The following is a 4,153-nucleotide window of genomic DNA, read 5'->3' as shown; positions in this document are numbered from 1 at the left end:
CCGCTCGACGCGCGTGCGCGCGACTGGCGCGACGCGTTCGCGCAGTTCGGTACGCATCGTTCGCCGCCGCGGCACTACGTGTACGCGGCCGCGATCTGCGCGGCGATCACGGTGGTCGCGAGCCTCGTGTCCGAGCGGCTCGACCTCACGAACCTCGTGATGCTGTACCTGCTCGGCGTCGTGTTCTCGGCCGTGCGGCTCGGGCGCGGCCCGGGCGTGCTGCAGTCGTTCCTGTCGGTGGCCGCGTTCGATTACTTCTTCGTGCCACCGCGCATGTCGTTCTCGGTCAGCGACACGCAATACCTGCTGACCTTCTTCGGGATGCTGCTGACGTCGCTCGTGATCAGCCACCTGACGTCGACGCTGACGCGCCAGGCGAGCGTCGCGCAGCGCCGCGAGCGCCGCACCGGCGCGATCTACGCGATGGCGCGCGAGCTGGGCGCGGCGCTGACCACCGAGCAGATCGTCGAGATCGGCAGCCGCCACGTGGGCGAGGTGTTCCGTGCGCGCGTCGCGTTCCTGCTGCCCGACAGCGCGGACAAGGTGCGGCAGAAGATCGAGGAGCCCGATGCGGCCGTCACGCTGACGGGCGCCGATCTCGACAGCGATGTCGGCCAGTGGGTGTACGACCAGCAGAAGCCGGCCGGCCGCGGCACCGATACGTTGCCCGCGACGGCCGCGCTGTACCTGCCGCTGAAGGCGCCGATGCGCACGCGCGGCGTGCTCGCGGTGGCGTCGCGCGAGCCGCGCGAACTCGAGGTGCCGGAGCAGCAGCGGATGCTCGACGCGTTCGCCGCGCAGATCGCGCTTGCGCTCGAACGCGTGCACTACGTGGAGATCGCGCGCGATGCACTCGTCAGCATGGAATCCGAGCGGTTGCGCAACTCGCTGCTGTCGGCGATCTCGCACGACCTGCGCACGCCGCTCACGACGATCGTCGGCTTCTCGTCGATGCTCGCGAACGGGCGCACGGCCGCGCAGGGCGGCGATGCCGCGGCGGCCGAACGCTTCGCGCAGCGCGAGGGTGAGCTCGTCGACGCGATCCACGACGAGGCGCTGCGGATGACGGGCATCGTCACGAACCTGCTCGATATGGCGCGGCTGCAGGCCGGCAGCCTGCAGTTGAAGCGCCAGTGGTCGCTGCTCGAGGAAACCGTCGGCGCCGCACTCGCCGCATGCAAGCGCGTGCTGGCGCGCCATCCCGCGCGCGTCGTGCTGCCGGCCGACCTGCCGCTCCTGCAGATGGACGCGGTGCTGATGGAGCGCCTGTTCACCAACCTGTTCGAGAATGCGGCGAAGTACACGCCGGCCGATACGCCGCTCGACATCGGCGCCGAGCGCGTGACCGAAGACGGCTTGCCGTTCGTGCGCGTGCTCGTCGACGACTACGGTCCCGGCCTGCCGGCCGGGATGGAAACGCGCATCTTCGACAAGTTCACGCGCGGCGAGAAGGAATCGGCGACGCCGGGCATCGGCCTCGGCCTCGCGATTTGCCGCGCGATCGTCGAGGCGCACGGCGGTAAAATCGGCGCGCTCAACCGTACGGCACCCGACGGCCACGTGACGGGCGCGCGTTTCTGGTTCACGCTGCCGGTCGAGACACCGCCGGCTGCGCCTGCCGTACCCGACGACGAACCCGATGTGCCGGGTGCGTCGTCCCCATCCGAATCATTGCCAGATCATGAGTGAACCCAGCCTGACCGTCGTCCTGATCGAGGACGAAAAGCAGATCCGCCGTTTCGTGCGCGCCGCGCTCGAGGAGGAGGACATCGCGGTGTTCGAGGCCGAGACGGGCAAGCAGGGGCTGATCGACGCGGCGACGCGCAAGCCCGATCTCGTGATCGTCGACCTCGGCCTGCCCGATACCGATGGCCTCGACGTGATCCGCGAGCTGCGCGGCTGGTCCGAGGTGCCGGTGATCGTGCTGTCCGCGCGCACGCAGGAAGAAGAGAAGGTCGCGGCGCTCGACGCGGGCGCCGACGATTACCTGACCAAGCCGTTCGGCGTGTCCGAACTGCGTGCGCGGATTCGCGCGCAACTGCGCCGGCGCAACCAGGGCGGCGCGAACGAGTCGCCGAAGGTGACCTTCGGCACCGTGACCGTCGATCTCGCGCTGCGCCAGGTGTGGCGCGACAACGAAATCGTGCACCTGACGCCGCTCGAGTACCGGCTGCTCGCGACGCTCGTGCGGCACGCGGGGCGCGTGCTCACGCACCGCCAGCTGCTGCGCGACGTGTGGGGGCCGTCGCACGTCGAAAGCCATCATTACCTGCGGATCTACATGGCGCACCTGCGCCAGAAGCTCGAGCGCGACCCGGCGCAGCCCGAGTACATCGTCACCGAGACGGGTGTCGGCTACCGGCTCGTCGGCGCCGCATGACGGGCCCGGCCGGGCCGCAGCGACGCCCGCGCGCGCGACGTCGCGGGCCGGCACGGTTGCGTCGGCGCGACAGTCTCGCGGCCGACGCGCGTGTTGCACACCCGGCGCTCATTCCCCGTTATCCTGACCGTTCCGCGAACGAAAACGAGGAGCGTGCAATGTCCGTCCGTCTGGTCGTCATCTGTGCGCTGGCGCTTGCCGCGTCTGGCGCGTTCGCCCAACCGCTGCCGCCCGGGCAGCAACCGTCGTCGCAGCAGCAGGCGATGGCCAATCCCGCGTCGGTCAATTGCGCCAAGCTCGGCGGTCGCCACACGATCCGCAACCTGTCGAGCGGGCAGGTCGGCATGTGCGTGTTCAAGGATGGCCGCGTGTGCGAGGAATGGGCGCTGTACCGCGACGACCGCTGCGTCGGCGGCGCCACGCCGAAGCGCGTATCGAACTGACCGGCCCGGCCGGTCGCGCCCCCGATCGGCCGCCGGCCACGCGCCGCGTCCGTAAGCATCTTGTTATACTCGGCGCCGCCCGGGGACGACCCCGGGTCATTCGCTTCAACGGGGACGGCCCCATCCGATACGGAGTACGTCGAGATGGCGTGGGTATTGTTGTTCATTGCCGGTTTGCTGGAAGTGGCCTGGGCGGCCGGCATGAAATCGTCGGACGGCTTTACGAAGCTCGGTCCGTCGGTGTTTACGATCGTGACGGCGCTGGCCAGCTTCGGGCTGCTCGCGGTCGCGATGCGCCAGTTGCCGCTCGGCACCGCGTACGCGGTGTGGACGGGCATCGGCGCGGTCGGTGCGTTCGTGTTCGGCATCGTGATGATGGGCGAGGCGCTCACCGTCGCGCGCGTCGCGAGCGCCGCGCTGATCGTCGCGGGACTGATCGGCCTCAAGCTGTCGTCGGCTGCCTGACGAACGCATCCGGGTGCGCACGCGCCCGGGTGCCGCACTGCGGAATTGCGCAGGCCGGCCGCCCAGCCTGTCTATAATGGAACGCATTCGGGCCTGAATACCGTCGTGCTTCTCGCGGCACGCGGTGCCGGTCGCCACGCGCCGCGCGGCCGGTCTGTCCGCCTCGATCCGATCAATCGGCAAAGCGCACGGAAAGTGCAAGGAGAGGGCCATGATCGAAGCCATTTCGCTCGGCGCGGGGCTCGCGTGGGCGAGCGGCCTGCGTCTGTACCTGACGGTGCTGATCGCCGGCGTGCTGGCGCGGTTCGGCTGGCTCCACCTGCCCGACACGCTGGCCGTCCTGATGTCGCCATGGGTCATCGGCGCCGCGGCCGTGCTCACCGTTACCGAATTCCTTGCCGACAAGATCCCCGCGTTCGACTCGCTGTGGGATGCCGTGCACACCTTCATCCGCATTCCGGCCGGCGCCGTGCTCGCAGCCGGCGCGCTTGGCCATGCCGATCCGACCGTGCTCGCGGTTGCTGGGCTCGCGGGCGGCTCGCTCGCCGGTGCCGCGCACGTGGCGAAGGCCGGCACGCGCGCGATGATCAACCTGTCGCCCGAACCGATTTCGAACTGGATCGCATCGTCGACCGAGGACGGCCTCGTGGTCGGCGGGCTCGTGCTCGCGTTTTTCGTTCCGCTTGCGTTCCTCGTGCTGCTTGCCGCTTTCATCGCGGCGTCCGCGTGGGCGCTCCCGCGCCTGTGGCGTGGCGTCTCGGGCGGCTTTCGCGGCATGGCGAACCACATGGTGTCGCGGCTCAACTCGATCGGGGGGAAGCGCGATTGAAGGGGCGGCAACACGCGGCGCAGCCGCCGGCCGGGG

General features: G+C 69.9%; 5 protein-coding genes. All 5 read left to right on the top strand.

What is annotated here, in order from left to right; all coding sequences use genetic code 11:
* Positions 1 to 1,689: DUF4118 domain-containing protein (locus G3N99_RS35640; protein ID WP_206124701.1), on the top strand; the 1,689-nt coding region annotated here is incomplete at its 5' end.
* Positions 1,682 to 2,380, top strand: a complete 699-nt coding sequence (gene kdpE, locus G3N99_RS35635) for a two-component system response regulator KdpE (protein ID WP_039370506.1) — start codon at positions 1,682 to 1,684, stop codon at positions 2,378 to 2,380. The genes G3N99_RS35640 and kdpE, both read left to right, overlap by 8 nt.
* A 158-nt stretch (positions 2,381 to 2,538) precedes the next feature.
* A complete protein-coding gene (locus tag G3N99_RS35630) occupies positions 2,539 to 2,823 on the top strand; it encodes a DUF333 domain-containing protein (RefSeq protein WP_174942663.1) in 285 nt (94 codons plus the stop codon).
* A gap of 144 nt (positions 2,824 to 2,967) precedes the next feature.
* Complete coding sequence (gene sugE, locus G3N99_RS35625) at positions 2,968 to 3,288, top strand: quaternary ammonium compound efflux SMR transporter SugE (protein WP_039370509.1); 321 nt, start codon at positions 2,968 to 2,970, stop codon at positions 3,286 to 3,288.
* A gap of 211 nt (positions 3,289 to 3,499) precedes the next feature.
* A complete protein-coding gene (locus G3N99_RS35620; RefSeq protein WP_011352729.1) occupies positions 3,500 to 4,117 on the top strand; it encodes a DUF4126 domain-containing protein in 618 nt (205 codons plus the stop codon).
* Positions 4,118 to 4,153: the final 36 nt, after the last annotated feature.

Source organism: Burkholderia sp. Ac-20392 (assembly GCF_017104585.1).
GTDB classification, from domain to species: Bacteria; Pseudomonadota; Gammaproteobacteria; order Burkholderiales; family Burkholderiaceae; genus Burkholderia; species Burkholderia lata.
The sequence above is the reverse complement of the archived record's forward strand: the minus strand, read 5'-3'. Positions and strand labels throughout refer to the sequence as shown.

Bases quoted from the DNA above. Each gene is read 5' to 3' on its own strand.
- G3N99_RS35620 (WP_011352729.1), top strand. From the start codon at position 3,500: ATGATCGAAGCCATTTCGCTCGGCGCGGGGCTCGCGTGGGCGAGCGGC.
- sugE (WP_039370509.1), top strand. From the start codon at position 2,968: ATGGCGTGGGTATTGTTGTTCATTGCCGGTTTGCTGGAAGTGGCCTGG.
- G3N99_RS35630 (WP_174942663.1), top strand. From the start codon at position 2,539: ATGTCCGTCCGTCTGGTCGTCATCTGTGCGCTGGCGCTTGCCGCGTCT.
- kdpE (WP_039370506.1), top strand. From the start codon at position 1,682: ATGAGTGAACCCAGCCTGACCGTCGTCCTGATCGAGGACGAAAAGCAG.